Origin of the sequence: Cupriavidus taiwanensis (genome assembly GCF_900250075.1) — a bacterium.
In the GTDB taxonomy this organism is placed as follows: domain Bacteria; phylum Pseudomonadota; class Gammaproteobacteria; order Burkholderiales; family Burkholderiaceae; genus Cupriavidus; species Cupriavidus taiwanensis_C.
The window spans coordinates 2,753,435-2,779,545 of record NZ_LT977071.1 but is presented as its reverse complement, the minus strand read 5'-3'; the positions used below and the strand labels follow the sequence as shown (position 1 = coordinate 2,779,545).

The window sequence follows — 26,111 nt, the reverse complement described above, 5'->3', positions numbered from 1 at the left end:
AGTTCAGCGGACTGCTGACCGGGTTGTCGTCGGTCGCGCCGGTGATGGCCGGGATCGCAGGCGGCGTGGCATCCAGCGTCAGTGTGAAGGCGGTGCTGGGTGCGCTGGTATTGCCGGCGGCATCGGTAGCGGTAACGGTCAGGCTCACGGCGCCGTCGGGCAGCGGTGACGTGGGCGTGAAGGTCCAGGCACCGGTGGTGGCGTCGGCGGTGGTGGTGCCGATCAGCGTGGCGCCGTTGTAGACGCTGATGGTGCTGCCGGCTTCGGCGGTGCCGGAGAGGGTCGGGGTGGCGTCGTTGGTGCTGTCGCCGTCGGCGAGCGGGCCGGTCGAGGGGATGGCGTCGTCCGTGACGCTGCCAATCACCGGCGCGGCCGGTGCGCTGGCATCGATGGTGGCGGTGGCCGGCGCACTGGTGTTGCCGGCGGCGTCGGTGGCGGTGACGCTGACCACCGCGCCATCGACCAGTGCCGGCAAGGGGGTATAGGTCCAGTTGCCGCTGTCGTTGGCGGTGACGGTGGCATCGGGCGCGCCGTCGCCGTTCAGGTCGATATGGATGGTGCTGCCGGGTTCGGCGGTGCCGGCGATGACGCTGCCGTCGCCGGGCGTGATCGTTGGCGCCGCGGGCGCTGCGGTATCGACCGTCAGCAGGAACGGCGCGCTTGCCGGGCCGGTATTGCCGACCGCGTCGGTGGCGGTGACCGTCAGCGCATGGTTGCCGTCGGCCAGGCCCGACGGCGGCGTGAGGCTCCAGCGGCCGTTCGCGTCGGCGATGGCGGTGCCGAGCAGGGTGGTGCCGCTGTAGATGCTGACGGTGCTGCCCGCCTCGGCGCTGCCGGAAAGCGTGGGCGTGGTGTCGCTGGTGCTGCCTCCGGCAACGATTGCCGTGCCGGCATCGTTGCTGGCCGCGTTGATCGCGGGCGCTGCCGGGGCCGCGCCGTCGACGGTCACCGTGGCCGGCGGGCTGGTGTTGCCGGAGCCGTCGGTGGCGGTCACGCTGACCACGGTGCCGTCGGCCAGCGGCTGCGCCGGCGTATAGGTCCAGTTGCCCGCGGCGTCGGCGGTAACCGTGGCATCGGCCTTGCCGTCGCCGTTGAAGTCGAGGCCGACCGTGCTGCCGGCGGGGGCCGTGCCGGACAGCGTGGCGCCGTTGGTGGGCGCAACTTTGGGTGTGGCCAGCGGGGCGCCGCCGCTAACGCCGCCGCCGCCATCCCCGCCGCCACCACTGGCAGCGGCCGCGATGATGCCGGCACCGGCCGCGGCGCCCAGCAGACCCAGCAGCAAGGCCGTGGACGCGCTGTCGCCGATCGGCTCGAACAGCATGGCCGCCTCGGCCACGCCATCGCCCTGCGCGCCCAGCGCCTGGCTGAAGTCGGCCAGCCATTGGCCGTCTTCCTGCACGAACACCAGGTTGTTGTACTGGGCCCCGTTGGTGAAGAAGCCCTGGATGCGCAGCGTGCTGCCATCGCGCATCGTCAGCAGCAGGTCGTTGCCTTCGCGCGCGAAGTTGGCGACGCTGTCGCGCTGCGCCGCGATCAGGAAGTTGGCGGGGCCGTCAGGTGAGGCAACGGTGCGGGTGCCGGGGGCGACAGGTACATCCGTGTGGTTGAGCAGAACGCCTGACGAAGCCATGCTGAGTCTCCTTCATCCTGAGTGACCGGTAGGTGGTGCATGCACAGTATTCGCGCGCACACACGTTCGTCCATGCGTGATCTGTTTCAGAATCGATACAGTGCGCCGGTTTGATAGGCGCTGCGCAATCCCGATAGCGGCAGGCCCGGTGCGGCGCGCGCGGCTCAGCCGGGCATGCCGCCGCGGCTGGCGAAGGCCTCGTCGTTGGACGCACTCTGGCGCGTGCGCCGCGTTTCCGACGGTGTTTCGCCGAAGGCCAGGCGGTAGTCATGGGCGAACTGGCCGAGGTGGCTGAAGCCCCATTGCCGCGCGATCTGCGCCACCGAATGCTCGAGCTCGCCGCCGCGCAGGGCGCTGTAGACGCCCTCCAGCCGCACGCGCTTGGCATACTGCATCGGCGAGCAGCCCTGGAAGCGCGCGAAGCCCGCCTGCAGCGTGCGCACGCTGACGCGTGCCGCGCGGGCGATGTCGTCCAGCGCCGGCACGGCGTGCGCATTGGCATGGATATAGTCGATCGCGCGCTTGACGTGGCGCGGCGACGGGCCCGCGTGGCGCTGCTCCAGCCGCAGCGAATAGTTGTGCGGGATATCGTCCAGCACGGCGTAGGCCAGGGCATCGGCCAGGCTCAGCGCCAGCTCCGCCGCGCAGGCGCGCATGCGCACGTCATCGCGCCGCAAGCCCGGGGCGGCGCCGGCCAGCGCGCGCGCCAGCTGCAGCGCCGGGGCATCGGCCGGGATCGACGGCTGGAATCGCACGCGCTGCACCAGCGGGCGCTCCAGCAGGTGCCGCAGCCGGTTGTGCAGGCGCGCGCCGTCGATCATGACCATGTCGTAGCTGCCGGGCTGCCACCTCCAGACCGCCACCTGCTGCATGTCGAGCACAAACGATGGCGGCATTGGCGCCAGCGGCGCCGACGCGCTCTTGCCGGTCTCCAGTCCCGCGCCTTGCGCGGCTGTCAGTAGCAGGTAGCCGTCAAGGCGCTGAACCAGGTCCAGCTGGATCACGGCTGTGGTCGACAGCCGGATCACCGCAAGTTCGCCAAACTGGTGTTGCTGCAGTTCGAAGTCCAATGCTGGCGACGCCGTGTGTACCGCCACCCCGGGATAGAGCTGCGACAGCGCTGCGTGGATCTGGTCCGGGCTGTTCCCCGCGACGCGCGCGGTCTGGATCGTGGCTTTGGTCATGTGCCGATGCCTTTCCTGGGTGATGGCCGAAGCCGGCCTGGCGGCGCGGATGCGCCGCCAGGTTTCCCCCACGAAAACCACGGCAAGGCCGTGATGGCAAACCGGTCCTCATGATGATCCCGCGCCCTTGCCGGTCAACGCCATGCAAAGGGGTTCCCCATGCGCCGCGGCATACGGACCTGCCAGCAAGGCTCGCCGCGGCCCAATGACAGGCCGCATCCGCGGGAGCCAGGTATTGCCAGGCAAGATCGTCGCCGGTCTTTTTTATCGGCACATCAGATTTAAATAAAAATAATATCTGGCTGTGAAATTCACATTTACGACAATGTGTATCACTTTAATCGAATTGTGGAATTGTGAATACATTGTGCTTGCCGGCAAAACCGCCGGGGATTGGCGTTTACGCGCAGTCGGCGGGGCATGGTTAGCGGCGGCGTGCCGCTTCAGACATAAGCGATCAGCCGTCCGGCGCAGATCACCAGCAGCCAGGCGGCAATGGACAGGATGGCGTTCAGGCGGGCGCCGGCAGGCGGCGGGGCGTCGGCGTCCCAGCCGCGTTCACGGTCATGCAGGCTGCGGCTGGGCCCGGCGTGGAACCACAACACGTTGGCGAGCGCCAGCACGATCAGCCCCAGCTTGGCGAGGAATGCGGGGTTGGCGGCCAGTTCGTCGGCATGGGCCACGAACAGCAGCACGCCGCTGGCCGCAACGGCGATGAAGGCGCCGATGGTGAAGGGCAGCGCATGGCGCAGCAGCAGGCTGACCGGCAGGCGCCGGCCAAGCCCCGCCAGCCGCATGTCGACCACGACGATGGAGCCGAACAGCAGCGCCATGCCGGCGAGGTGGACGATCTCCACCGCGGGATAGGCCCACGCCGAACTGCGCAGCGCCGTCGCGAACGGCAGCCGCGCCAGCGCGCCGGCCCATTCCGTCCAGGTGGTGAAGAGCGCCGGCATGCGGCGTGCCGGCTCAGCGCAGCTCGACCGTCTTGCCGTCCACGGTGATGCGCTCGGCGCGCAGCTCGTCCGGTTTTTCCTTGCTGGCGTAGCCGACCAGCGTGACCTCGCGGCCCACCGCGACCTTGTCCGAGGTCGCGCCGCGCGCTTCCATGCGCGACACGGGCGCCAGCACCGCGAGCCAGCGCTTGCCGCCGGCGTCGATGCGGATATGCGCGTGCGGGTTCTCGTAATGGCTTTCGACGATCTTGCCGGTCAGCGTCATCGGTTTGGTCTCGTCGTAGGTCGACCAGCCGTGGTGGGCGATGGCCGGCACGGTCGCCATGGCCAGCGCGGCGGCGCCGAGGATGGGGCGGAGCAGGGCGGGACGGAACAGGGCGCGGATGCTGGGCATGGCGGGTCTCCGGTCAGGACAGGTGCAGTATAGGCGCCCGTTTCCGTGCTTGCGGCCCTTGCCGCCGCGCCGGCCAGCGCCTCAGGGTTGCGCGCGGCAGGTGTCGGCGCGCTGCACCAGCCGGCGCAGGCTCGGGCTGACGGGCTTGAGCGCGGCGCGCTCGGCGGTGAGCGCGAGCGCCAGGTTGCCGCTGCCGCTGCGCAGCGCCGCTTCGAGCAGGGTCAGGCCGATCACGTCGCGCTGCGCGTGGCTGCCGCCGAAGCGGTGGGCCACCAGGCGCACCGGCACCAGCAGCTCGATGGCGGTGGCGTAATCGCCCTGTGCGAACGCGATCAGCGCATCGGCGACCGGCAGCCCCACCTCGCGCGACATCATCGCGTTGGTGCCGTTGCCCAGCGCGGCCCGCTCCAGTGCGGCGCGCACCTGGTCGGCCGCGGCGGGGCGCTGCGCGCCCAGGCTGGCCATCACCGCATGCACGTCGTTGAAGGCGTAATAACCGGCCGCACCGCGGCCGAGCCAGTCATCCGCCACTGCATGCCAGCGCCGGCCCACGTCGACGCCGCGCAGCTGCAGCCGCCACAGCAGCGCCGAGGCATCGACCAGGTCCAGCGCGATCGCCGGCGCGGGCCGGCTGATGGCGCGGTCGTACAGCGCGAGCACCTCGTCGGTCCGGTCGTCTTCCAGCAGGAACAGCGCCAGGTGCCACCAGTTATGCACCGCCAGCATGTTGTCGTCGGCCCAGTCCTGGCGCCGGCCTTCGAGCCAGGCAATGCCGTCGTCGGTGCGGCCCTGCATCTCCATCACGTGCGCGACCGCATGCACGGCCCACGGGTCGCGCGGCTGGCATTCCAGCGCGCGCCGCCCGGCTTCTTCGGCGCGCTCGTAGAGCTGCGTCTCTTCCAGGCCGAACGCGTGCATGCCGAGCACGTAGCCGTAGCCGGGCATGGCGGCGTCCCAGTGCGGCAGCGCCCGCGCCACGCGGTCGCGCAGCATGGTCGACTGGCCCAGCAGGAAGTCGCCCAGGTGCGCGGTCTGCAGCGCCAGCAGGTCGCGTGGATAATCGATCACGATGTCGCCATAGCAGCGCACGGCGCGCTCGAAGTCCCCGTCGAGCCAGGCGCGAGCCGCGGCGATATGGCGGCGCTCGCGCTCGTTGGCGCGGGCATGCAGGGCCTCGCCGGCCTCGACGCTCTGGCGCAGCATGGGCTCGGCGGTGCCGTCGCCGGAGGTCACCATCAGCGCGGCGCGCAGCGCGTGGCCCATGGCGAAGCCGGGGTCGTCGGCCAGCGCCGCGTCGATCACGGCGAGCGGGTCGCCGTAGTAGCCGTTCAGCAGGCGCAGGGCGGTCTCGTACTGCGCCACCGAGCGCGTGTTCAGGGTCGAGACCGCGAGGTCCCTGGAATCCGTCAGTGCCATGACCGTCTCCGTGCGCCCGCGCGGCAGCGGGCTGTCACGAACCATCGTAGACGGCAAAACGGCCGGTGTAACGGACGCGGCGCGGTGCGGCGCACCATGCCCGCGGGCGGCGCGGCCGCGATGCGCGATATGCTGCCGCCGCCATACCGGCGGCGCGGGTCGGTTAAACTGCCGCATCCCCAATCACGACCTCGAGAGCAGGCCCTTCCATGAAAACACTCGCGCTTTTCCTTGGCACCCTGACCCTTGCCGGCGCCGCCTGCGCTGCCGGGCCGGCCGCTTCGGCGCCTGCCGCCTCCGCCGCCCCTGCTGCCCCTGCTGCCCCTGCCGCGGCGCCGCAGACGCTGGCGTCGGGCATGACCATCCAGCACCTGATCAAGGGCACCGGCGCCTCGCCCAAGGCCACCGACACGGTCCAGGTGCACTACCGCGGCACGCTTGCGGACGGCACCGAATTCGACAGCTCGTACAAGCGCGGCCAGCCGATCTCGTTTCCGCTCAATCGTGTGATCCCGTGCTGGACCGAAGGCGTGCAGGCCATGCAGGTGGGCGGCAAGGCGCGCCTGACCTGCCCGCCGGGCACCGCCTACGGCGCGCGCGGCGTGCCGGGCACGATCCCGCCGAACGCCACGCTGACCTTCGAGGTGGTGCTGCTGGGCATCGGTAGCTGAGCGCCTCGGCGCGGCGCCTGCGGCTGCGCGGGCGCCGGCGTCCCGGCGGGGGCCGGCGCTGGCGGCACCGGCTCCGCGCCGGCGTCCTCGTCATCCCCGTAGTCCGGCAACGCGGTGTTCTCACCGAGCAGGTAGCGCCGCCGCTGCAGGTAGGCGTCGCGCACAAAGGCGTACTTGTCCAGCGCCGCCAGCTTGAGCAGATCGGTCGCGCCGAGCAGGTTGGTGCGCACGTCGACCACGTTCATGCCGTACACCGGGTTGCGCACCGCCGGCTCGGCATAGGTGGTGGGATCGAACCAGAAATTCACATACAGGCCCGCGCCGTCGCGGAAAGAGCTGGGGCCGAACAGCGGCAGCACCAGGTAGGGCCCGGACGGCACGCCCCACGTGCCCAGTGTCAGCCCGAAATCCTGCGAGTGCTTCGGCAGCCCCGCAGGCGTGGCGATATCGATCAGCCCACCCAGGCCCAGCACGGAATTCATCGCCACCCGCATAAAACTCTCCGCCGCCGCCACGCCCTTGCCCTGCAGCAGGTTGTTGGCAAGGTTGCCGATGTCCGCGAGGTTCGAATAGAAATTGCTGACCGCCGCGCGCACCGGCTCCGGCGTGACCGCCTTGTAGCCTTTGGCCACCGGCATCGCGACATACTGGTCGAGCTTGTCGTTGACGCTGAAGATGGCGCGGTTCATCGGCTCCAGCGGATCGTCCGGACTGGCTTGCGGGCCGGCGGCGCAGCCCGCGAGCACGGTCGCTGCGATGGCGGCTGTGGCGAGCGTTGGTAAGCGAAGCGGAACGGGCATCGAGACAACCAGGGTCGCGCGGGCGCAATGCGCGTTCAGGGCCGGGCCGGCTGGTCCGGTCCCTGATGGCCGCCTTCGTGGCCATCCGCGCGCGGACGGCCCATCAGGATCGGCTGGAAGAACACCGCGCCGACCAGCGTGCACGCCAGCGCCAGCGCCAGCAGCTTGCCCATGCTGGCGGTGCCGGGATGCTGTGACAGCCACAGGCTGCCGAAGGCGACCGCGGTGGTGGCGGCGCTGTACAGCACGGCGTGCGTCAGGCTGGACTGCAGCAGCTGGGTCTTGCCGTGCCGCCAGGCAATCACGTAGTAGATCTTGAAGGCGACGCCCACGCCCAGCAGCAGCGGCAGCGCGATCACGTTGGCGAAGTTCAGCGGAATGCCGAACACCACGCACAGTTCCAGCGTGACGATGGCCGACACCAGCAGCGGGATCAGCGTGCGCAGCACGTCGCCGAAGCGGCGCAGCGTGATCCACAACAGGATGGTGATCGAAAGCACCGCCCAGGCCCCTGCCTGCGCAAACGCGGTCATGATGGTATCGGCCGAGCCGCGGATCGAAATCGGCCCTCCGGTGGCGGCGGGCGCCACGCGCTGCACCGCGGCGATAAAGCGTGCCAGCGCGGCTTCGCGCTGTGCGCTGGCGGGCGGCGGCAGCTTCGGGCTGACGTTGACCAGCGCGCGCCCGTCCGGGGCGATCCAGTCGCGCACCAGCTCGGGTGGCAGCGTCTGCAGGCTGACCGCCTGCGGCGTCAGCGCCAGCTTCAGTTTTGCCAGGGCCAGCTGCAGCGGCAGGGCGATGGCGCGCTCGGCGCGGTCGCGCATGGGCGCATCGGCGCTGGCCAGCTTTTTCAGCGTGGCGGAAAGGTGCGCCGCTTCGGCAGCGCCGGGACCGGGATGTTCGTCGGCGGCGATGACCAGTTGCCGCGCGGCATTGCGCAGCGCATTGACGCGTGCGCCGTCGGTGGCGGGCGCTGCGGGGGCCTGGGTAAGTGCCGGCATCAGCGCGGCCGAGGCCGCTGCGATGGCCTGCAGCTTGGGCGGCTGGTGGTCGGGAATAAAGCTCTGCAGCGTGACCGCGCGCGCCACTTCGGGCAGCGCCGCGAGCTGGCCCGCCAGCGCGTGCGCGGCCGGCAGCGATGGCGCCAGCACGCTGACATCGTCGGTGCCGGCCTGCGGCGCGTCCTGCAGCGACAGCAGCGTGGCCATCGATTCGGACTGCGGGTCCTTCAGGTGCAGCGGGTCGAAGTCGAAGCGCAGGTGCGGCAGCAGCGGTGCGCCCGCGAGGATGGCGAGCAGCGTAACCAGCAGCACCGGCTTGCGGTAGCGGTCGAAGAAGCGGTCCGCCGGCGCCAGCCAGGCAAAGCCTGGCGATGCGGATTCGCCGCCGGGCCTGAGCACCGCGATCAGCGCCGGCAGCAGGGTGAAGGTGGTGGCGAACGCCACCACCATGCCGACGCCGGCGATCAGGCCCAGTTCGGCCACGCCGCGGTAGTCGGTGGGCAGGAAGCAGAAGAACGCCGCCGCCGTGGCCGCGGCGGCCAGCGCCAGCGGTGCGCCGACGCCGCGCGCGGCCAGCCCCAGCGCATCGACGATATGGTCGCGGTCGTGGCGCTCGGCGCGGTAGCGCACGCCGAACTGGATGCCGAAGTCCACGCCCAGGCCGACGAACAGCACCGCGAACGCCACCGAGATCATGTTCAGCGCGCCCACCATCGCCAGCCCCAGCGCGGCGGTGATCAGCAGCCCGGCGAACAGGCTCGCCAGCACCGCCACGATCAGCCGCGCGGAACGCAGCGCCAGCCACAGGATCAGCACTACTGCCAGCACCGTCAGCACGCCGTTGAGCACGGCACCGTCGCTGACCGAGGCGAATTCATCGTCGGCCAGCGCCTGCGGGCCGGTCAGGCGCACCGAGGCCTGGTAGCGCTGTGCCAGCTGCAGTTCTTCCGCGGCGTGGCGGATCGCGCGTGCGGCCGCGGCGCCGGCTTTGAGGTCGCTGTAGTCGAGGACCGGGCTGAGCGCGACATAGCGGTAGACCTGGCCGTCGGGGCCGGGCTTGAGGCTGTCGTCGAGCAGCCCCGCCCACGACAGCGCGGCGGGCTTGCCGGCCAGCACCTGGTCCAGCGTGCGCGCGCTGCTGCCCATCAGCCCGGCCATGTCGCCCAGCTTGACCTGCCCCATCTGCAGCGGCAGCGCCAGCGTGGTGGCGAGCACATCGGACAGGCCGCGCAGCGTCGGATCGTGTGCCAGGGCGTTGAGCAGCGGGCGCGCCTGCGTCAGTTGCTGCGTCAGCTGGTTGACTTCATCGATGCCGGCGAACAGCAGGCCGTTGCGCGCGAAGAAGGCGCCGCCGCCGGGCTGGCTGACCGCGTTGAAGCGCGCCGGCTGCCGGCGCAAGGCATCGGCCAGCGCATCGGCGGCGGCATCGGCCAGCTCCGCGGCCGGCGCCTGCACCACCGCCAGGATCATCTGGCCGCGTTGCGGAAACGCTTTGGCGATGGCTTCGTCGCGCAGCGCCCAGGGCGCGTCGGAATCCAGCAGGCGGCCGATGTCGGTGTTGATGGCAAAGTTGCGGGCCACGTAGACGCCGCTGGCAGCCGTCAGCAGTGCCGCCAGCAGGATGACGCGCCACGGCCAGGCGGTGGCAAGCCGGACGATGCGTGTCAGCAGCGAGGTCAGCATGGACGGATCCGGAAGGAGCACGAACCGCGAGTATATCGGCTGGCGCCGTGCCGCATGCGCCATGCGGCACGGCGCGGCCGCGATGCGGGCCGATCCGCTATACACTGTCAGCCGGTGCCGGCCGGGGCGTCGTATGGCGCGGCGCCACCGCCGCACCGACTTCCGTCATTTCCCCGCTCTTGCATCCATGACGATTCACCGTTTGCTTTCCGTGGCGCCGCTTGCGGCGATGGCCATGGCATCCGTCGTGCACGCCCAGGCAGTCCAGCCCGGCGACCTGCGCGCCAACCCCGAGCGGCTGGTGCAGGCCGCGGTGGAGGGCGTGATCGGCACCATCCAGTCGCGGCCGGAGACCCGCGCCGGCGATCTCGGCAAGATCACCGCGGTCGTGCAGCAGCAATTCCTGCCCTACACCGATTTCGAGCGCACCACGCGGCTGGCGCTGGGCGGCGCCTGGCGCACGGCCACGCCGGAGCAGCAGCAACAGCTGTACGAGCAGTTCCAGACCCTGCTGGTGCGCAGCTATGCGGTCTCGCTGGCGCAACTGCGCGAGCAGAACGTCAGGTTCCGCTACCAGCCGGCCAAAGCCGCCAGCGGCGCCACCGACGTGGTGGTGCAGACGCGCGTGATCAACAATGCCGACGAGATGCAGATCGACTACCGCCTGCAGCGCACCGCGACCGGCTGGAAGATCTATGACATCAACATGATGGGGGCGTGGCTGATCGAGGTGTACCGCAAGCAGTTTGCCGACATCGTCGCGCGCAACGGGGTCGACGGGCTGGTGAAGTACCTGACCACGCACAACGCGCGCCAGGCGTCGGAGATCTGAGCCACCTCTGCGAGCCGCGGCCGCACGCTAGCGCGCGGGCTGTCCGCCATCGCTGCTATCGCTGCCGCGCCGCCAGCGGCGCAGTTCCACCCATTGCCATGACAGCAGCGCCGGCACCCCGAACAGGATCTCTCGCGCGCGCTTGACCAGCGCCAGCGCCAGCGCCACCTCCGCGCTCATCCCCAGCACCTGGCCCAGCAGCATCACCACCGCGTCCTGCACGCCAAGCCCGGCCGGCACGAAGAACGCCACGTGGCGCGCGGCCTGCGTCAGCGACTCGATCGCCAGCGCCTGCCAGAACGGCACCGGATGCCCCAGCAGCCACAGCGCCAGCCAGACCTCGAACGTGCCGCTGAGCAGCCCGGCCAGTTGCCAGCCCAGGGCCTTGGCCAGTTCGCGGTGGCGCCGGTTGAGCGCGCGGATATGCGCGTCCAGGCTGGCCCCGTCGATCAGCGCGACGATGCGGTGGTCGGCGCCGAACAGCCGGCGCGCCGCGCCTTCAAGCTTCTCGAACAAGGCGGCGTGGCGCAGCGATAGCGCAAACAGCACCGGCACCGGCAGCGACAGCAGCAGGCCGGCCAGGATGATCCACGCGCCGGCGCGCTGCTGCAGCGCAACGACCAGCATCAGCACGCCGCTGGCGGCGAACAGGTATTGCGAGAACATCGTCACCATCACTTCGACCACCACGCTGGCGGTGACCGCGGTGGTGTCGTGGATGCGCAGCCGCGTCAGGCGGATGCCGACCAGCTCGCCGCCCACGCCCACGGTGGGCAGCAGGCGGCCCACCGCCTCGCGCACCGCGGCGACCCACCACAGGAAGCCGACACCGGCTCGTTCGTCGGGATCGGCGGAGGTCAGCAGCACGCGCCAGCCCTGCGCGTCGAGCAGCAGCGGCAGCGCGTGCAGCGGCACCAGCAACAGCAGCGGCCAGCCGCCCCGGGCCATCACGGCGGCGATATCGCCGGCGCCCTGGTGGATCACCAGCGCGATCAGCGCCAGCAGCCCGAGCAGTCCGGTCAGGTAGGCCAGGCGTTTCATCGGCAATCGTCAGCGCAACGTCCTGTCGCCGAGCACATCGGCAAAGCCGCCGCGCCGGTGGGCAGCCTGCTCCAGCGCCGCGCGCACGCGCGGCGACAGCAGCGCGGCCAGTTCGTCGGCATGGCGGTAGTCGCGCATCGACGGGGCGATGGCGGCGCCGGACACCACCGCCGGATGCAGGTAGATCTCGCCCACGCCCGCGGGCAGTTGCGCCAGCGCCTGCAGCAGCGCGGCCTCGTCCATCTGGCCGCTGCGCGCGATGCCGACCACGTAGTCATTGTGCGCAATGCCGGCGCGGTCCAGCCGGCGGCGCAGCAACGCCAGCCACGGGCGCAGCAGCCAGGGCGCGCCCGCCTCGCGCGGCAGCCGCATCGCGCGCAGCCCGTAGTCGCGCCCGATCGACAGGATCAGCGACAGCACGGTCGGATGCAGGTGGAAGTGCTTGTGCGCATTGACGTGGTCCAGCGCCAGGCCGGTGGCGGCAAAGGCCTCGAACTGCGCGCGGATCTCCGCGGCAAGCTGGCGGCGCACCGCGGGCAGAAAAAAGAAGCGGCACCCGTCCAGCGCCATGGCCGAGCCGAAGCGGCCGTGCGCATCGGCCAGCGCCGGGATGCGCGCGCGCGGCAGCGTGGCCGGGCCATCGGCCAGCACCACGTGCAGGCCCACGCGCAACGCCGGCAGCCGGCGCGCGCGCGCCACCGCATCCGCCACCGCGGGCGCGCCCACCATCAGGCTGGCGGCGTTGAGCACGCCGTCGCGATGGGCCAGTTCCACCGCTTCGTTGACGGCCGGGTGCAGCCCGAAGTCGTCGGCGGTGACGATCAGCGCGCGATGTGCAGCAGCGGGTGCCGCACCGGGTGCCGCACCGGAAAGGGCCCGGGCCAGGATCAGGCCTCGTGCGAGCGCAGGAAGCGGAAGAACTCCACGCCTTCGCGCAGGCGCCGCTTCATCATGTCCCAGCTGCCGAGCATCTCGCGCACGATTTCCCAGATCTTGCCGGGGCGGAAGTAGAAGCGCTTGTAGAAGGTCTCGACGCCGTGGTAGATGTCCTCCTTCGACAAGTGCGGGTAGCTGATCGCCGCCAGCTGCACGCCCTGGTCGTTGACCAGGTTGATGACCTTGTTCTCCTCGAGCCAGCCGTTCTCCACCGCCTGGCGGTACAGCGTGGTGCCGGGGTAGGGCGCGGCCAGCGAGACCTGGATGGTGTGCGGGTTGATTTCCTTGGCGTACTCGATGGTCTTCTCGATGGTCTCGCGGGTTTCGCCCGGCAGGCCCAGGATGAAGGTGCCGTGGATCTGGATGCCGAGCTTGCGGCAATCTTCGGTGAAGCGGCGCGCGATGTCGGTGCGCAGGCCCTTCTTGATGTTCAGCAGGATCTGGTCGTCGCCGGACTCATAGCCCACCAGCAGCAGGCGCAGCCCGTTTTCCTTCATGACCTTGAGGGTGCTGTACGGCACGTTGGCCTTGGCGTTGCACGACCACGTCACGCCCAGCTGGCCCAGCCCACGCGCGATTTCTTCCACGCGCGGCTTGAAGTCGGTGAAGGTGTCGTCGTCGAACATGATCTCCTTGACCTCGGGCATGTTCTCCTTGATCCATTTCACCTCGGCGATCACGCTTGCGGCCGAGCGCGTGCGGTAGCGGTGCCCGCCCACGGTCTGCGGCCACAGGCAGAAGGTGCAGCGCGAACGGCAGCCGCGGCCGGTGTAGATCGACACGTAAGGATGCTTCAGGTAGCCGATGAAGTAGTTCTCGATCTTGAGGTCGCGCTGGTAGACCGGCGCCACGAACGGCAGCGCGTCCATGTCCTCGATCATCGGCCGCTGGCCGTTGTGTTCGAGCGAGCCGTCCGGCAGGCGATAGGACAGCCCGAGAATGTCCTTGAGCGGCTTGCCCGCGGCCACGTCCTGACAGGTGTAGTCGAATTCCTCGCGGCAGACGAAGTCGATGGCGTCGCTCGCGCCCAGCGTGCCGCCCGGATCGACCGCGGGCTTGGCACCGACCATGCCGATCATCACGCCGGGATGGCGCTGCTTGAGCGCCTCGGCGAATTTTGCGTCGGTGGGGAACGACGGCGTGCTGGTGTGGATGATCACCAGTTCATAGTCCGCGGCGATCTCCAGCGTCTGCTGCGCGGTCAGGCCGTCGGCCGGGGCATCGAGCACGCGGCTGCCGGGCACCAGTGCGGCCGGCTGTGCCAGCCATGTGGGATACCAGAACGACTTGATCTCGCGCTTGGCCTGGTAGCGCGAACCGGCGCCGCCATCGAAGCCGTCGAAGGACGGGGCCTGCAGAAAAAGGGTTTTTTTCATAACGGCCTCTTGGTATGGATGCCGGTGAAATGTGGGGTGTCAGGTGAGGACTTCGTGGCGGCGCCGGCCCTCTCCCCCAGCCCCTCTCCCGCGCGCGGGAGAGGGGAGCGAACCATCGGGATTTCCGCGCCTGCCTGTTTTCTCCCCTCTCCCGCTTGCGGGAGAGGGGCGGGGGAGAGGGCAGGCGCTTGACCGGAGCGCTGCCTGTCATGGACCGACAGCACCTGCTCCCCCCACCACACCCGCTTGCCAGCCAACGCCAGCGCCCAGCAGGCCAGCAACAAGCCATCGCGCAATGGCGCCCGCAGTGCCCCCGCGACGCCACCCGCCAGCACGCTGCGCGCCATCACGCCGACGGCCGCCGCGGCGATCACCAGCGGCAGCGGCGCCAGCCACACGCCCAGCGCCAGCATCGGCCAGGTGAACGTGACGAAGCTGAACGCATAGCCCGCCGGGTTCAGCGAAGCGATCGTGCGCATCCAGCGCAACTCATGCCGCCACAGCAGCGTAAAGCTGTCTTCGGTGATATCGGTCGACACCATTACCTCCGACAGCACCGTGCGCAAGCCCAGTCGCCGCGTCAGCTCGCCCAGCCAGAAATCGTCGGCCAGCCGGTCGCGCAAGGCCTCGAAACCGCCGATCGCCGCGAGCGCATCGCGGCGCAGCGCGATGGTCGCGCCGAAGGCAAAGCGCCGCGAGCCGCCCGCGTGGGCGATGCGCACCGCCGGCACGAACCAGTCGTCGATGAACTGCGCGCCCAGGCGCGACCAGAAGCCGCCGATGGCATGGCCACGGTACAGGCAGGTGACCACGCCGACGCCGGCATCCGCCAGCGGCGCCGTCACGCGGGCCAGGTAGTCCGGCGCCACCGCGACGTCGCTGTCGGCGATGACCAGCGCATCGTGCCGGGCCGCGCCGGACAGGTTGATCAGGTTGCTGACCTTGAGGTTGCTGCCGTGCACCCGCGGATCGATCACCAGTGCGATGTCGCAGTCCGGGAAGTCGCGCCGCAGCCGCTCCACCACCGCGATCGCGGGATCGTCCGCGGCGCGCACGCCGAACACCAGCTGGAAGCACGGATGCCGCTGCCGGCAGAAGCTGGCCAGGTTGGCGTGGAGACGGGGTTCGGCGCCGCACAGCGGCTTGAGCACGCTGACCGGCGTGGCGGCCATGGCGCCGCGTGGCGCAGGCTTGCGTCGCGACAGCCAGGCCGCGGCCAGTGCATAGCCAGCCGCCACGCAGACCAGCGCTGCGCCGGGCAGGATGCTGGCAAGTCCGGCGGCCATGGCAATGGCTTCAGTGCGTGGCGGCGCTGGCAGGCGCCTCGGCCGGCCGCGGCTGCTGCGCGGGCGGCCGGGCGCGCTGGATTTCCTCGAGCTTGATCTCGACGTGGCGCGAGAACACGTATTCGGCCGGCCGCTGCCGGTCCAGCGCAATGTCCGGCGCCATCGGGCCGCTGGTGCGCACACCGCGCAGGCTGACGCCGAGCGCCTTGAGCGGATGGGCAAAGGTGTCGGCCACGGCGGTGGCTTCATAGCCGCTGTGCACCATGCAGTCGGCGCATTTCTCGTAGTTGCCGGTGCCGTAGGCGTCCCAGTCGGTCTCTTCCATCAGTTCGCGGAAGGTCGCGGCATAGCCTTCGCCCACCAGGTAGCACGGCCGCTGCCAGCCGAATACCGTGCGCGCCGGGTTGCCCCACGGGGTGCAGTGGTAAGTCTGGTTGCCGGCGAGGAAGTCCAGGAACAGCGTCGACTGGCTGAACGCCCAGTTCTTGCCCGCGCGGCCGCGGCCGAGGATGTCGCGGAACAGCTGGCGGGTCTTGCCGCGGTTCAGGAAATGCTGCTGGTCCGGCGCGCGCTCATAGGCATAGCCCGGCGACACGGTGATGCCATCGACGCCCAGCGCCTTGACCGAGTCGAAGAACCTGGCCACGCGCTCGGGCTGCGCATCGTTGAACAGCGTGCAATTGATATTGACGCGGAAGCCGCGCGCCTTGGCCGCGCGGATGGCCTCGACGCAGCGGTCGTACACGCCTTCCTGGCACACCGAGCGGTCATGCATCTCGCGGTCGCCGTCCAGGTGCACCGACCAGATGAAATACGGGCTGGGCTGGTACTGGTCCAGCTTCTTTTCCATCAGCAGCGCATTGGTGCACAGGTAGACGAACTTGCGCCGCCGGATGATGCCTTGCACGATCTGCGGCATGTCCTTGTGCAGCAGCGGCTCGCCGCCGGCAATCGACACCACCGGGGCGCCGCACTCGTCCACTGCCTCCAGGCATTGCTGCACCGACAGGCGCTGGTTCAGGATGGGATCCGGGTAGTCGATCTTGCCGCAGCCCGAGCACGCCAGGTTGCAGCGGAACAGCGGTTCGAGCATCAGCGCGAGCGGATAGCGTTTCTGCCGCGACAGGTGCTTGCCGACGATATAGGCGCCCACGCGGGCAACCTGCAGGAGCGGAATGGCCACGACAGCTTCCTCTGGTTGGTTCAGCCTGCAATGTTCTCGTTGGCGGCATCGCTGCAGTCGGGCGCGGTGTTCGTGCCGGCCTCCGCCGATGCCGCCGGTGGCTTCACGTCGGCCAGTTCGGCCGGCAGCCGGAACTCGGCATGCTCTTCGCGCCCGGCCATGGTGGTGACCTCCACCGGGCCCAGCCGGCGCAGCGCCGCGATCACGTCTTCGACCATGGCCTCGGGGGCCGAGGCGCCCGCGGTGATGCCGACCACGTTGGCGTCGCGCACCCAGGCCGGGTCCAGCTCGCTGCCTTCGGCGATCAGGTAGCTGGGCACGCCGCTTTCGGTGCCGATCTCGCGCAGGCGGTTGGAGTTGGAACTGTTGGTCGCGCCGATCACCAGGATCACGTCGGCCAGCTTGCACAGGTCGCGCACCGCGCTCTGGCGGTTCTGCGTGGCGTAGCAGATGTCGCGCGTATCGGGACCGACCAGGTTGCTGAAGCGCCGTCCGAGCGCGGCGATGATATTGCGGGTGTCGTCCACGCTCAGCGTGGTCTGGGTGACGTAGGCGACCGGGGTGTCGTCGGGCAGGTCGAGCTTGGCGACGTCGGCCTCGTTCTGCACCAGGATCACCTTGCCGGGGATCTGGCCCATGGTGCCTTCGACCTCGGGGTGGCCGGCATGGCCGATCAGGATCACGGTGCGGCCGCTGGCGGCGTACTGGCGGCCCTGGGTGTGGACCTTGATCACCAGCGGGCAGGTGGCGTCAATGGCATGCAGCTGGCGCTGGCGGGCGTCGGCGACGACTTCGCGCGACACTCCGTGCGCGCTGAAGATGGTGACCGCGCCGGCCGGCACTTCGTCCAGTTCCTCGACGAAACGCGCGCCCTTGTCCTTCAGTCCCTGTACGACGTGCTTGTTATGCACGATCTCATGCCGCACGAACACCGGCGCACCGTGCTTGACGAGGGCGCGGTCGACGATCTCGATCGCGCGCACCACGCCGGCACAGAAGCCCCGGGGCTGAGCAAGAATCACCTGCATGGAGTAGGCCCCCGACCCTTTTGCTACGGGTTTCAGTGTTTGGGATCGCGCAACGGAAAACGATGCCGGTATCGAGCCAGACCCACCGGAGATCCGCCGCGGATCACATTTTCCTCGCACGGTGGTTACTATATACCCGACACGCCGGCTTTGTCTGGCGTCGCCATGGCCGGCGCCGGGCCGGCCATGGCGACGCCGCCTTACGGGGAAACGGGCTGATGACCAAAAACGATGACGTGCTGGTGACAGGTGCAGCGGGTTTCCTGGGCTCGGCTGTGGCGCGCCAGGCGCTGGCGCGCGGCTGGCGCGTGCGCGTGCTGGTGCGCCCGCAGAGCCCCCGCACCAACCTCGCGGGGCTGCCGGTGACCGTGGCACAGGGCGACATGCGCGATGCCGCCGCGGTGGCCGCGGCGCTGCAGGGCGTGCGCTACCTGTTCCATGTCGCCGCCGACTACCGGCTGTGGGCGCGCGACCCGGAAGACATCGTGCGCACCAATGTCGACGGCACCCTGGCGGTGATGGAAGCCGCGCAGCGGGCCGGGGTCGAGCGCTTGATCTATACCAGCAGCGTGGCGACGCTGCGCGTCGCCGGCGCGCAGGCGCCGGTGGACGAGACCGCGGCGATGCGCCCGCATGAAGCCATTGGCGCCTACAAGCGCAGCAAGGTCCTGGCCGAGCGCGTGGTCGAGCAACGTATCGCCGAACACGGCCTGCCCGCGGTCATCGTCAACCCGTCCACCCCCATCGGCCCGCGCGACGTGCGGCCCACGCCGACCGGCCGCATCATCGTCGAGGCCGCTACCGGCAAGATCCCGGCCTTTGTCGATACCGGGCTGAACCTGGCCCACGTCGACGACGTGGCCCACGGGCATTTGCTGGCGCTGGAGCGCGGCCGCACCGGCGAGCGCTACATCCTGGGCGGGCAGGACGTGATGCTGCAGCAGATGCTGCGCGATATCGCCCAGCTGTGCGGCCGGCGCCCGCCGACCCTGCAGCTGCCGCGCTGGCCGCTGTATCCGCTCGCCTACGGCGCGGAAGCGGCGGCGCGGCTGACCGGCAAGGAGCCCTTCCTGACTGTCGATGGACTCAATATGTCCCGCTACCGGATGTTCTTTACCTCGGACAAGGCGCGCAAGGAGCTGGGGTATCAGCCGCGCCCGTACCAGGAGGGGCTGCGCGACGCGCTGGCGTGGTTCCGCGCGCACGGATACCTGGGCCATCCCTGAGCCGCTGGCTCAGGGGCGCAACGGGGCCTGGCTGCGGCCCTTCCACTGGCCGCCGCGCCGCAGCCGGTAGCGCCGCGCCGAGTCGAGCGTCGCGCCCAGGTAGAACAGCGCCGTCACCGGCAGCAGCGGCGCCAGCCACCACGGCTGGCGGTACTCGCGCAGCATCGGCAGGTAGGCCAGCGCCATCGCGGCCCAGGCCAGCCATGCCGGCCATACCCGCCAGCCCAGCGCCAGCACCGGCGGCACCAAATAGGTCAGCACCATGCCGGCGACCGCGCCCGCCAGCCACAGCGGCGAATGGCGCAGCTGCGTGTAGGCGCTGCGCGCGATCATGTCCCACAGGCTGCGCCAGTCGTCGTACGGGCGCAGCGACACGCTGTCGTCGGCCAGGTCCAGGCGGATGGCGCCGCCGGGCTTGATGCGCGCGGCCAGGCTGCAGTCGTCGATCAGCTCGCCGCGGATCGCGGCAAAGCCGCCGATGCGCGCCAGCGCCGCACGGCGCGCCAGCATGCAGCCGCCGGCCGCGGCGGCAACGCGGCTGCGCGGATCGCGCACGCGGGCAAAGGGGTAGAGCTTGGCGAAGAAGAAGACAAAGGCCGGCACCACCAGCCGTTCCCACGCCGAGACGCAGCGCAGGCGCACCATCAGCGAGACCAGGTCGCGCCGCTCCGCTTCGGCGCGCGCCACCAGGCCGGCCAGCACGCCCGGGCCGTGGCGGATGTCGGCATCGGTCAGCCAGACATAGCGTGCCTGCGGCGCGATGCGGTCGGCGGCGGCCAGGCCCTCGGACTGCGCCCAGACCTTGCCGCTCCAGCCGGCCGGCAATTCGCGCGCGCCGATCACGGTGAGCGAGTGGGGGCGCGCGGTGGTGGCCGCGGCGGCGCGGGCAATATCGGCGGTGCCGTCCGCGCTGTGGTCGTCCACCACCACCAGCGCCAGCGGGCCCGGGTAGCGCTGGCCCAGCACTGCCGCCACCGCGCTGCCGATGACCTCGGCCTCGTCGCGCGCGGGGATGATGGCGACTACCTGCGGCCAATGCGCCGGCGCCGGTGCGGCCGGTGGCTTGCGCACGCGCCAGAAGCCGGCGCGCCCGAACAGCAGTACGCTCCAGATCGCCAGCGACAGCAGCGACAGCGCCATGGCGGCGCCGGGCACGGTGGTCTCGGTCATGCGGCCCCCTGCGGTGGCATGGTTCGGGGGCCATTTTAGGCGATGGCCAGCCGGCGGGCGCGGGCCCGCCGTTGGCTCAGGCGCGGTAGCTCACCGGCCCGCGCGAGCGCATGTCGAGCGCGTAGTAGCAGATCGTCAGCAGCACCAGCCAGCCCGGCCCCACGTACAGCGCCACGCGCGTATCGGGGAAGTAGGCCATCAGCGCCACCACCAGCGCCAGGAAGGCCAGCGCGATATACGAGCCATACGGCCAGAACGGCATGCGGAACGCCAGCGCCTTGCGCGCGGCCGGCGCGAGCGAGCGCCGGAACTGGATCTGCGTGACCAGGATGATGGCCCAGGTCCAGACCGCGCCGAAGGTGGAGATCGCGGTGACCCAGACGAAGACCTTCTCCGGCACCAGGTAGTTGAGCAGCACGCCGGCCAGCAGCGCGGCGATCGACACCAGCAGCGCGCGGCGCGGCACGCCGTTGCGGTCCACCTTGGCGAAGGCCGCCGGCGCCTGGCCCTGCAGCGACAGGTTGTACAGCATGCGCCCGGTGCTGAAGATGCCGCCGTTGCACGACGACAGCGCCGCGGTCAGCACCACGAAGTTGATGATGCCGGCGGCGGTCTTGATGCCCAGCCGCTCGAAGGTCAGCACGAACGGGCTGCCCTGCGCGCCGATCTCGTTCCACGGGTACAGCGCCAGGATCACGAACAGCGCGCCCACGTAGAAAATCAGGATGCGCCAGAACACCGAGTTGATCGCGTCCGGAATCGACTTCTTCGGGTTGCGCGCCTCGCCGGCGGTCAGGCCGATCATCTCGACGCCCAGGTACGCGAACATCACCATCTGCAGCGACATCAGCACGCCCGAGGCGCCGTTTGGCATGAAGCCGCCGTGCGCCCACAGGTTGGAGATGCCGGTGGCGACGCCGCCATTGCCGAAGCCGAACACGATCATCGCGCCGCCGCCGATCAGCATCAGCACGATGGTGACGATCTTGATCATGGCGAACCAGAACTCGAACTCGCCATAGGCCTTGACCGCCATCAGGTTGACCGAGCCCATCGCCGCCAGCGCCGCCAGCGCCCAGATCCAGCGCGGCACGTCGGGGAACCACATGCCCATGTAGATGGCCACGGCGGTGATCTCGGCCACGCAGGTCACCAGCCACAGGAACCAGTAGTTCCAGCCGGTCAGGTAGCCCGCCAGCGGCCCCATGTGGTCCTGCGCGTAGCGGCAGAACGAGCCGGCCACCGGGTTGTGCACGGCCATCTCGCCCAGCGCGCGCATGATCAGGAAGATCACCGCGCCGCCGATCAGGTAGGCCAGCATGATTGCCGGGCCCGCCATCTTGATGGGATTGCCGGCGCCCAGGAACAGGCCCACGCCGATGGCCGATCCCAGCGCCATCAGCCGGATATGGCGTTCGCCCAGGCCGCGTTGCAGATGTTCTGCGCTTGCACTCATTGTTCGTTGTCTCCGTGTGATCTGAATGGCCGCGCCAGCCCTTGTGGGGCTGGCGGGGGCAGAGAACTTTTGCGTTTGCGGCGCACGCAAACGGAAAAGAGCGGGCAGGTTAATCAGATAGCGGGGATATTTGTTGCTGAATTCGTGCCGAAATGCAGGAAAAGTTGCTGGCGCCGCGGGATGCCGGCGGCCGCGCGCAATGACATGGCACGGGCCGGGGAAGGCGCGCAGGGGGGCGGCACGGTGGCCGGCGGGGAATGCGGGACGGGCCGGTCAGGGATGCCAGGTTGCCGGCTGCCTGTCGCCTGGCAGCGCGGGCCGCTGACTGCCCGCCATCGCATACGAAAGCTTGTTCGCGGCGTCGACCACGGTCTGCGCCAGCTCCAGCAGCCGCGCTTCGCCAAGCCGGGAAGTCGGCCCGGAAATGCACATCGACCCCAGCAGGCGCCAGTGCAATCCGAACACCGGCGCCGACACGCTGGAGACCTCGGGCTCGCGTTCGCCGAGCGACAGGTGAAAGCCGCGGCGCCGGATCATTTCATAAAGCTCGCCCGGCTCGCCCGAAAACGCCAGGATGACCCGCCCCGGCGAGCCGCTGTCCAGTGGCAGCGCCGCACCGATCCTGACGTGATGGCGGATCGCCTGCGGGCCTTCGACACGGACCAGGCAGGTACGCTGCTGGCCCTCGCGCACATAGAACGAAGCGCTTTCACCGGTCTTGATGGTCAGTTCGCGCAGCACCGGCTCGACCACTTCCTGCACGTTGAAGGTGGCCTGGTAGCAGGCGCCCAGCCAGCCGGCCGCGCGGCCGAGACGCCAGTTGCCGTCTTCCTTCTGCACCAGGTAGTTGTCCGCCGCCAGCGTGCGCGCCAGCCGCAGCACCGTGGTCTTGTGGATGCCGGTGCGCCGGCTCAGTTCGGCCAGCGACAGCTGCGGATCGTTGACGCCGAAGGCTTCCAGCACGCGCAACGCGCGCGTCACGGCGATCACGGCGCCGGAGCCCTCCTCAGCGACTGACGCGTTGAGGGAATCACTTTTAGGGTTCATGGCACGAAATGCGGTGCACGGTATGAAACGGCATTGTATGCCGTGAAACGATGCACCACAATCCGAATCACAACGAAACCAGATTCGGAGACATCCATGCAGTCCACATCCCGTCGCGTCCTCCTGGCCATTGCCGGCCTGCTGATGGCATCCGCCAGCGTCCATGCCGCGTCGCCATATCCCGCCAAGCCCATCCGCGTGATCGTTCCGTTCCCGGCCGGCGGCGGCACCGACATCATCGCGCGCGAGGTGACCAATACCGTGGCGAAGTCGACCGGCTGGGTCTTTGTCGTGGAAAACAAGCCGGGCTCCGGCGGCAACCTCGGCGTCGACGCGGCGGCCAAAGCGCCGGCCGATGGCTACACCATCGCCATGGGGCAGACCAGCAACCTGGCCATCAACGCCTCGCTGTACGAACACCTGCCGTATGACCCGCTGAAGGACCTGGCGCCGGTCAGCCTGGTCGCCTCCGCGCCGCTGGTGCTGGTGACGCACGTCAACTCGCCCTACAAGACCATGAAGGACGTGATCCAGGCCGCCCGGGCCAAGCCCGCATCGCTTAACTTTGCCTCGCCAGGCAACGGCACCGTTGCCCACCTGGGTGGCGAGCAGCTGCAAAGCACTGCGAAAGTCAAATTTACCCACGTCCCGTACAAGGGCGCGGCACAGGCGGTCAACGACCTGATGGGCGGACAGGTGGACCTGTACATGGCGTCCGTGCCGACGCTGCTCGGCCACATCAAGAACAACAAGCTGCGGCCGCTGGCGGTGACGTCAGCGAAGCGCCTGCCCGACCTGCCCCAGGTTCCGACCGTGGCCGAGTCCGGCTATCCCGGCTTCGAGACGGCGACCTGGTTCGGCTTCGTCGCGCCGGCCGCGACACCGAAGGACATCGTCGTGCGGCTCAATGCGGAGTTCAACAAGGCGCTGCAGTCCCCGGCGCTGGCCAGGAAGCTGAACGAACAGGGCGCCTCGGTGCTGGTCGGCACGCCCGAAGCCTTCACCACGCTGATCAGGCAGGACATCGGACGCTGGGCCGCGGTCATCAAGGCCTCCGGCACCAAGCTGGACTGATCGACTTCGACCCTATCCCTCTCATCTTGCTGGAGTTTTCCATGAGCTTGCCCAACATCATCAAATCGTTCGAACGCGTGCCCGCCGCCGTGGTCGAGCGTGCCGCGCGCTTCCAGCCGGCGATCCTGTCGGATGTCGGCGGACGCCGCGGCGCGCTGCATGGCCGCATCCGCGCCCTGCGCCCGACCATGAAGGTCGCCGGCCCGGCATTCACCGTCGAAGTCCGTCCCGGCGACAACCTGATGATCCACGCCGCGCTGGCGCTGGCGCAGCCCGGCGATGTGCTGGTGGTGGACGGCAAGGGCGACCAGACCTCCGCGCTGATGGGAACGATCATGATGCATGCCGCCCGCCAGCGGGGGATCGCCGGGGTCGTGATCGATGGCGCCGTGCGTGACAGCCTCGAGCTGGAGGACATGCAGTTCCCGGTTTTCTCGGTGGGCACCAATCCCAATGGCCCGACCAAGGAAGTCGGCGGCCGCATCGGCCACCCGATTTCCGTCGGCGGCGTCACGGTGAACCCGGGCGACTATATCTGCGGCGATGCCGACGGCCTGGTCGTGGTCGAGCGCGGCAAGATCGAGGCGCTGCTCGATGCCGCGGCGAAGAAGGAAGAGGCCGAAGCCATGCGCATCGCGCAGATCAAGGAGGGCAATACCACCGCCCCGTGGCTGCTGGCATCGCTGGTGACGGCCGGCGTCCTGAAGCAGGGAGAAGCCCTGTGACCAGCAAGGACGTCATTATCGTCACGGGTGCGGACCTGGCACCGGAAGCGCTCGCGCTGCTTGGTGACTACCAGATCGTGTTCGCGGGCAAGAAGCCGCAGACCGACGAGCTCGTCGCGCTGGCGCGGCAGCACAACCCGGTCGGCATCATCGTGCGCTATGGCAGCGTGACGGCCGAAGTCATGGATGCGGCGCCGGCCCTGAAGGTGATCTCGAAGCACGGCAGCGGCATCGACGTGATCGACCAGAAGGCCGCGGCCGCGCGCGGCATCGCGGTGAAGGCCGCGGTCGGCGCCAATGCCGCCGCGGTGGCCGAGCATGCCTGGGCGCTGATCCTCGCCTGTGCCAAGGCGGTGCCGCAGCTGAACGCGCGCATGCGCGCGGGCCACTGGGACAAGTCGATCCACAAGACCATCGAACTCAATGGCCGCACCCTGGGCATCGTCGGCCTGGGCGAGATCGGCCGCCGCGTCGCGGTGACCGGGGTGGCCATGGGCATGCGCGTGATCGCCTTCGATCCCTATGCGAAGACACCACCCGCCGGCGTCACGCTGGTCAGCGAGCTGGCGCAGCTCTACCAGGCAGCGGACGTGGTGTCGCTGCACTGTCCGCTGACCGACGAAAACCGCGGCATGCTCAACCGCGAGACGCTGGCCCTGTTCAAGCACGGCGCCATCCTGGTCAACACCGCCCGCGGCGGCCTGATCGACGAGCCGGCGCTGGCCGAGGCACTCGACGGCAGGCTCTACGCGGCCGGCCTCGACAGCTTCGCCGTCGAGCCGATGGCCGTGCCGCATCCGTTCCAGACGCTGCCCAACGTCATCCTGTCGCCGCATATCGGCGGTGTCAGCGATGCGGCGTACGTGAACATGGGGGTGGGGGCCGCGAACAACGTGCTTGCCGTGCTGCAGGGCTCTGCCGCGACGGTCTAGGCGAGGCTTCGACGCTTCACCAGTCAAAACAATACAGGCATGGCGGCCGGCGGGCAGTCGGACCGGCCGCTGCCAGGAGACAACGATGATTCATCGCAAATTTGGTCTGTTTGCAGTGCTCGCCGCGATCGCCACCGCCAGTGCGGCGCCGGCGTTGGCGGCCTACCCCGACAAGCCTGTGCGCATTGTCGTGCCGAATCCCCCGGGCGGCGCCGTCGACGTGGTGACCCGCAAGGTGGCGCAGAAGCTTACCGAGCAGACCGGCCAGAGTTTCGTGGTCGAGAACAAGCCGGGCGCTTCCGGCACCATCGGCACCACGCTGGTCGTCAAGGCGCCGGCCGACGGCTATACGCTGCTGGCCAATGACAACTCCTACACCACGCTGCCCTACGTCTTCAAGAAACTGAACTGGGACCACCAGACCGCGCTGGTGCCGATCGCCCCGTTCGCGTTCTCGCCGGTGGTGGTCGGGGTCAAGGCCGATTCGCGCTTCAAGGACCTGGAGTCACTGATCCGACATGCCAAGGCGCATCCGGGCGAGGTGACATTCGGGAGTGGCGGTCCGGGCAGCTCGCCCCATTTTTCCGCGGAAGCCTTTCAGCAGGCCGCCGGCATCAAGCTGATGCACGTTCCGTACAAGGGTGCCGGCGACGCCATGGTCGGCCTGCTGGGCGGCAGCGTCGACTTGCTGGTGGTGTCCACGCCGACCGCGCTGGCGCCGGTCAAGGGCAACCAGATGCGCCTGCTTGCCATCAGCGGCAAGCGCCGGCTCGATGTGTTTCCGGAAGTGCCGACCTTCGCGGAAGCCGGGCTGCCGACATTCAGCCTGTTCAACTGGTCAGGCCTGGCAGCCCCGAAGGGAACGCCCGCGGAAGTGATCGCCCGGCTGCAGGCAGAGGTGCAGAAGGCCCTGCAGTCGCCTGACATGAAGCAGTTCCTGGCGCAAATGGGCTCGCAACCGGGCAGCCTGGACAGCAGCGCGTTTGCACAGCTGATCCAGCGGGAAACCGAGCAATGGGCGGCCGTTGCGCAGAAGGCCAATATCGAAAAGCAGTAATCGCACT

General features: G+C 69.6%; 23 protein-coding genes. 7 read left to right on the top strand and 16 right to left on the bottom strand.

The window, feature by feature from the left end; all coding sequences use genetic code 11:
• The 5 genes from CBM2588_RS28775 to CBM2588_RS28755 form a co-directional block, all read right to left on the bottom strand.
• A partial coding sequence (locus CBM2588_RS28775; protein WP_147298453.1) for an Ig-like domain-containing protein occupies positions 1-1,630 on the bottom strand: 1,630 nt, incomplete at its 3' end.
• Positions 1,631-1,794: 164 nt separating this feature from the next.
• On the bottom strand, positions 1,795-2,814 hold the full coding sequence (locus CBM2588_RS28770; RefSeq protein WP_115683623.1) for a helix-turn-helix transcriptional regulator: 1,020 nt from the start codon (positions 2,812-2,814) through the stop codon (positions 1,795-1,797).
• Positions 2,815-3,257: 443 nt separating this feature from the next.
• Positions 3,258-3,770 carry a DUF6644 family protein gene (locus CBM2588_RS28765; protein ID WP_115683622.1) on the bottom strand — a complete coding sequence of 171 codons (513 nt, stop codon included), beginning with the start codon at positions 3,768-3,770 and terminating at the stop codon, positions 3,258-3,260.
• A 13-nt stretch (positions 3,771-3,783) separates the two neighbouring features.
• Positions 3,784-4,164 carry a DUF6152 family protein gene (locus CBM2588_RS28760; RefSeq protein WP_115683621.1) on the bottom strand — a complete coding sequence of 127 codons (381 nt, stop codon included), beginning with the start codon at positions 4,162-4,164 and terminating at the stop codon, positions 3,784-3,786.
• An 81-nt stretch (positions 4,165-4,245) separates the two neighbouring features.
• The gene (locus tag CBM2588_RS28755; RefSeq protein ID WP_115683620.1) at positions 4,246-5,580 is read right to left on the bottom strand and encodes a tetratricopeptide repeat protein; all 1,335 of its coding nucleotides are present in this window, start codon (positions 5,578-5,580) and stop codon (positions 4,246-4,248) included.
• 209 nt (positions 5,581-5,789) lie between these two features.
• On the opposite strand from CBM2588_RS28755, the gene CBM2588_RS28750 reads away from it, so the two are divergent.
• A complete protein-coding gene (locus CBM2588_RS28750) occupies positions 5,790-6,251 on the top strand; it encodes an FKBP-type peptidyl-prolyl cis-trans isomerase (RefSeq protein WP_115683619.1) in 462 nt (153 codons plus the stop codon).
• Here the strand turns inward: CBM2588_RS28750 and CBM2588_RS28745 are convergent.
• Together CBM2588_RS28745 and CBM2588_RS28740 are read right to left on the bottom strand one after the other, a co-directional pair.
• Positions 6,167-7,051 carry an MlaA family lipoprotein gene (locus CBM2588_RS28745; RefSeq protein ID WP_115683618.1) on the bottom strand — a complete coding sequence of 295 codons (885 nt, stop codon included), beginning with the start codon at positions 7,049-7,051 and terminating at the stop codon, positions 6,167-6,169. The two genes, CBM2588_RS28750 and CBM2588_RS28745, sit on opposite strands and share 85 nt — an antisense overlap.
• Before the next feature lie 35 nt (positions 7,052-7,086).
• The gene (locus tag CBM2588_RS28740) at positions 7,087-9,735 is read right to left on the bottom strand and encodes an MMPL family transporter (RefSeq protein ID WP_115683782.1); all 2,649 of its coding nucleotides are present in this window, start codon (positions 9,733-9,735) and stop codon (positions 7,087-7,089) included.
• A 187-nt stretch (positions 9,736-9,922) separates the two neighbouring features.
• On the opposite strand from CBM2588_RS28740, the gene CBM2588_RS28735 reads away from it, so the two are divergent.
• Positions 9,923-10,567 carry an MlaC/ttg2D family ABC transporter substrate-binding protein gene (locus CBM2588_RS28735; protein WP_115683617.1) on the top strand — a complete coding sequence of 215 codons (645 nt, stop codon included), beginning with the start codon at positions 9,923-9,925 and terminating at the stop codon, positions 10,565-10,567.
• A gap of 27 nt (positions 10,568-10,594) precedes the next feature.
• On the opposite strand, the gene CBM2588_RS28730 is transcribed toward CBM2588_RS28735, so the two are convergent.
• The 6 genes from CBM2588_RS28730 to ispH all read right to left on the bottom strand — a co-directional run bounded on the left by CBM2588_RS28730 (position 10,595) and on the right by ispH (position 17,417).
• Positions 10,595-11,608: a lysylphosphatidylglycerol synthase domain-containing protein gene (locus CBM2588_RS28730; RefSeq protein WP_115683616.1), complete on the bottom strand. Its 1,014-nt coding sequence runs from the start codon at positions 11,606-11,608 to the stop codon at positions 10,595-10,597.
• 9 nt (positions 11,609-11,617) lie between these two features.
• A complete protein-coding gene (gene hpnK / locus CBM2588_RS28725) occupies positions 11,618-12,433 on the bottom strand; it encodes a hopanoid biosynthesis-associated protein HpnK (protein WP_115683781.1) in 816 nt (271 codons plus the stop codon).
• Between the two features lie 62 nt (positions 12,434-12,495).
• Positions 12,496-13,920: a hopanoid biosynthesis associated radical SAM protein HpnJ gene (hpnJ, locus tag CBM2588_RS28720; RefSeq protein WP_115683615.1), complete on the bottom strand. Its 1,425-nt coding sequence runs from the start codon at positions 13,918-13,920 to the stop codon at positions 12,496-12,498.
• Positions 13,917-15,206 (bottom strand): bacteriohopanetetrol glucosamine biosynthesis glycosyltransferase HpnI, encoded by a 1,290-nt coding sequence (gene hpnI / locus CBM2588_RS28715; protein ID WP_115683614.1) that lies wholly within the window; start codon positions 15,204-15,206, stop codon positions 13,917-13,919. Before hpnI ends, hpnJ begins: the two co-directional genes overlap by 4 nt.
• Before the next feature lie 10 nt (positions 15,207-15,216).
• Positions 15,217-16,389: an adenosyl-hopene transferase HpnH gene (hpnH, locus tag CBM2588_RS28710; RefSeq protein ID WP_115683613.1), complete on the bottom strand. Its 1,173-nt coding sequence runs from the start codon at positions 16,387-16,389 to the stop codon at positions 15,217-15,219.
• Between the two features lie 20 nt (positions 16,390-16,409).
• Positions 16,410-17,417, bottom strand: coding sequence for a 4-hydroxy-3-methylbut-2-enyl diphosphate reductase (gene ispH / locus CBM2588_RS28705; protein WP_115683612.1), 1,008 nt, complete (start codon positions 17,415-17,417; stop codon positions 16,410-16,412).
• A gap of 218 nt (positions 17,418-17,635) precedes the next feature.
• Between ispH and hpnA the strand changes: the two genes are divergently transcribed.
• On the top strand, positions 17,636-18,643 hold the full coding sequence (gene hpnA, locus CBM2588_RS28700; protein ID WP_115683611.1) for a hopanoid-associated sugar epimerase: 1,008 nt from the start codon (positions 17,636-17,638) through the stop codon (positions 18,641-18,643).
• Positions 18,644-18,652: 9 nt separating this feature from the next.
• Here the strand turns inward: hpnA and CBM2588_RS28695 are convergent, their stop codons facing one another.
• From CBM2588_RS28695 to CBM2588_RS28685, 3 genes are all read right to left on the bottom strand, one after another.
• Entirely contained in the window at positions 18,653-19,813 is a 1,161-nt protein-coding gene (locus CBM2588_RS28695; RefSeq protein WP_231942311.1) for a glycosyltransferase, read from the bottom strand.
• Positions 19,814-19,889: 76 nt separating this feature from the next.
• Positions 19,890-21,269 carry an amino acid permease gene (locus CBM2588_RS28690; RefSeq protein WP_115683610.1) on the bottom strand — a complete coding sequence of 460 codons (1,380 nt, stop codon included), beginning with the start codon at positions 21,267-21,269 and terminating at the stop codon, positions 19,890-19,892.
• Between the two features lie 273 nt (positions 21,270-21,542).
• Positions 21,543-22,316: an IclR family transcriptional regulator gene (locus CBM2588_RS28685; protein WP_115683609.1), complete on the bottom strand. Its 774-nt coding sequence runs from the start codon at positions 22,314-22,316 to the stop codon at positions 21,543-21,545.
• Between the two features lie 96 nt (positions 22,317-22,412).
• Here CBM2588_RS28685 and CBM2588_RS28680 point away from each other — a divergent pair, with 96 nt between their 5' ends.
• From CBM2588_RS28680 to CBM2588_RS28665, 4 genes are all read left to right on the top strand, one after another.
• Positions 22,413-23,390 (top strand): Bug family tripartite tricarboxylate transporter substrate binding protein, encoded by a 978-nt coding sequence (locus tag CBM2588_RS28680; protein WP_115683608.1) that lies wholly within the window; start codon positions 22,413-22,415, stop codon positions 23,388-23,390.
• 41 nt (positions 23,391-23,431) lie between these two features.
• Positions 23,432-24,115, top strand: a complete 684-nt coding sequence (locus CBM2588_RS28675; protein WP_115683607.1) for an RraA family protein — start codon at positions 23,432-23,434, stop codon at positions 24,113-24,115.
• Positions 24,112-25,047: a hydroxyacid dehydrogenase gene (locus CBM2588_RS28670; protein ID WP_115683606.1), complete on the top strand. Its 936-nt coding sequence runs from the start codon at positions 24,112-24,114 to the stop codon at positions 25,045-25,047. Before CBM2588_RS28675 ends, CBM2588_RS28670 begins: the two co-directional genes overlap by 4 nt.
• Positions 25,048-25,132: 85 nt before the next feature.
• Positions 25,133-26,104: a Bug family tripartite tricarboxylate transporter substrate binding protein gene (locus CBM2588_RS28665; protein WP_115683605.1), complete on the top strand. Its 972-nt coding sequence runs from the start codon at positions 25,133-25,135 to the stop codon at positions 26,102-26,104.
• The last annotated feature ends 7 nt before the right edge of the window (positions 26,105-26,111 follow it).

Bases quoted from the DNA above. Each gene is read 5' to 3' on its own strand.
- CBM2588_RS28770 (WP_115683623.1), bottom strand. From the start codon at position 2,814: ATGACCAAAGCCACGATCCAGACCGCGCGCGTCGCGGGGAACAGCCCG.
- CBM2588_RS28765 (WP_115683622.1), bottom strand. From the start codon at position 3,770: ATGCCGGCGCTCTTCACCACCTGGACGGAATGGGCCGGCGCGCTGGCG.
- CBM2588_RS28760 (WP_115683621.1), bottom strand. From the start codon at position 4,164: ATGCCCAGCATCCGCGCCCTGTTCCGTCCCGCCCTGCTCCGCCCCATC.
- CBM2588_RS28755 (WP_115683620.1), bottom strand. From the start codon at position 5,580: ATGGCACTGACGGATTCCAGGGACCTCGCGGTCTCGACCCTGAACACG.
- CBM2588_RS28750 (WP_115683619.1), top strand. From the start codon at position 5,790: ATGAAAACACTCGCGCTTTTCCTTGGCACCCTGACCCTTGCCGGCGCC.
- CBM2588_RS28745 (WP_115683618.1), bottom strand. From the start codon at position 7,051: ATGCCCGTTCCGCTTCGCTTACCAACGCTCGCCACAGCCGCCATCGCA.
- CBM2588_RS28740 (WP_115683782.1), bottom strand. From the start codon at position 9,735: ATGCTGACCTCGCTGCTGACACGCATCGTCCGGCTTGCCACCGCCTGG.
- CBM2588_RS28735 (WP_115683617.1), top strand. From the start codon at position 9,923: ATGACGATTCACCGTTTGCTTTCCGTGGCGCCGCTTGCGGCGATGGCC.
- CBM2588_RS28730 (WP_115683616.1), bottom strand. From the start codon at position 11,608: ATGAAACGCCTGGCCTACCTGACCGGACTGCTCGGGCTGCTGGCGCTG.
- hpnJ (WP_115683615.1), bottom strand. From the start codon at position 13,920: ATGAAAAAAACCCTTTTTCTGCAGGCCCCGTCCTTCGACGGCTTCGAT.
- hpnI (WP_115683614.1), bottom strand. From the start codon at position 15,206: ATGGCCGCCGGACTTGCCAGCATCCTGCCCGGCGCAGCGCTGGTCTGC.
- ispH (WP_115683612.1), bottom strand. From the start codon at position 17,417: ATGCAGGTGATTCTTGCTCAGCCCCGGGGCTTCTGTGCCGGCGTGGTG.
- hpnA (WP_115683611.1), top strand. From the start codon at position 17,636: ATGACCAAAAACGATGACGTGCTGGTGACAGGTGCAGCGGGTTTCCTG.
- CBM2588_RS28695 (WP_231942311.1), bottom strand. From the start codon at position 19,813: ATGACCGAGACCACCGTGCCCGGCGCCGCCATGGCGCTGTCGCTGCTG.
- CBM2588_RS28690 (WP_115683610.1), bottom strand. From the start codon at position 21,269: ATGAGTGCAAGCGCAGAACATCTGCAACGCGGCCTGGGCGAACGCCAT.
- CBM2588_RS28685 (WP_115683609.1), bottom strand. From the start codon at position 22,316: ATGAACCCTAAAAGTGATTCCCTCAACGCGTCAGTCGCTGAGGAGGGC.
- CBM2588_RS28680 (WP_115683608.1), top strand. From the start codon at position 22,413: ATGCAGTCCACATCCCGTCGCGTCCTCCTGGCCATTGCCGGCCTGCTG.
- CBM2588_RS28675 (WP_115683607.1), top strand. From the start codon at position 23,432: ATGAGCTTGCCCAACATCATCAAATCGTTCGAACGCGTGCCCGCCGCC.
- CBM2588_RS28665 (WP_115683605.1), top strand. From the start codon at position 25,133: ATGATTCATCGCAAATTTGGTCTGTTTGCAGTGCTCGCCGCGATCGCC.